This is a genomic window from Bacillus sp. 05T31 (assembly GCF_056396725.1).
On the sequence record NZ_JBFTMA010000903.1, the window covers coordinates 1 to 1,407 of the forward strand.

Sequence of the window (1,407 nt, forward strand, 5' to 3'; positions counted from 1 at the left end):
GGTTGGCAAAACAAAAGTAGAAGGAACGAAAACATGGAAAGACGATAACGCGAAAGATCGTCCGGAAATGATTAAAGTAGACCTACTACAAAATGGTACAGTGATTGCGACGCAAGARGTAAGCAAAGCAACAGGCTGGAAATACGAATACAAAGATTTAGCGGCATATGATGCCGAAGGTAAGGCATACAAGTATGAAGTGAAAGAACAASCARTMGACGGATAYMAAWCMGAARTRAAAGGTTATGACATCACGAATACAAAGATTGGTCAAAYAAAAGTAGAAGGAACGAAGGTATGGAAGGACGGAAAYGGTGAAGGACGTCCAGAAACAATCAAAGTTGACCTACTACAAAATGGCAAGGTAATCGATACAAAAGAAGTAAGCKYRGCAAGYGAATGGAAATATGCGTTTACAGATTTAGYGGCATACGATRCCGAAGGTAAGGCATACAAGTATGAAGTGAAAGAACAACCAGTAGATGGATATCAATCCGAAGTAAAAGGTTATAACATTACGAATACAAAAGTAAGYAAGACGAAAGTAGAAGGAACGAAAACATGGAAAGACGATAATGCGAAAGATCGTCCRAMAATGATTAAAGTAGATTTACTACAAAATGGTAAAGTAGTAGAMRCAAAAGAAGTAAGCAAAGCAACAAATTGGAAGTACACATTTGAAAACCTMCAAGCATACGATGCAAACGGAGTAGCATACAAGTATGAAGTAAAAGAACAAGCAGTAGACGGATATCAAACAGAAGTAMAWGGTWATGACATCACGAATACTAAAGTTGGKCAAACAAAAGTAGAAGGAACGAAAACGTGGAAAGACGATAATGCGAAAGATCGTCCGACGATGATTAAAGTMGACYTACTACAAAATGGCCAAGTAATCGCAACACAAGAAGTAACAGAAGCAAGCGGTTGGAAGTATGAATTCAAAGATTTAGCGGCATACGATGCCGAAGGCAAGGCATAYAAGTATGAAGTAAAAGAACAAGCAGTAGACGGATATCAAACAGAAGTAAAAGGTTATGACATTACAAATACAAAAGTAGGTCAAACAAAAGTAGAAGGAACRAAAACGTGGAAAGACGATAATGCGAAAGATCGTCCGAAWATGATTAAAGTAGAATTACTACAAAATGGCAAGGTAATCGATACAAAAGAAGTAAGCTTGGCAAGTGAATGGAAATATGCGTTTACAGATYTAGCGGCATACGATGCCGAAGGYAAGGCATAYAAGTATGAAGTRAAAGAACAAGCAGTAGACGGATATCAAACAGAAGTAAAAGGTAATGACATCACGAATACAAAGGTTGGCAAAACAAAAGTAGAAGGAACGAAAACATGGAAAGACGATAACGCGAAAGATCGTCCGGAAATGATTAAAGTAGACCTACT

1 protein-coding gene is annotated in these 1,407 nt (G+C 37.7%); it reads left to right on the plus strand.

Going from position 1 to position 1,407, the window contains the following annotated elements; all coding sequences use genetic code 11:
* The coding region (locus AC1DJR_RS29725) for a Cna B-type domain-containing protein (protein ID WP_477004228.1) at positions 1-1,407 on the plus strand (1,407 nt) is incomplete at both ends.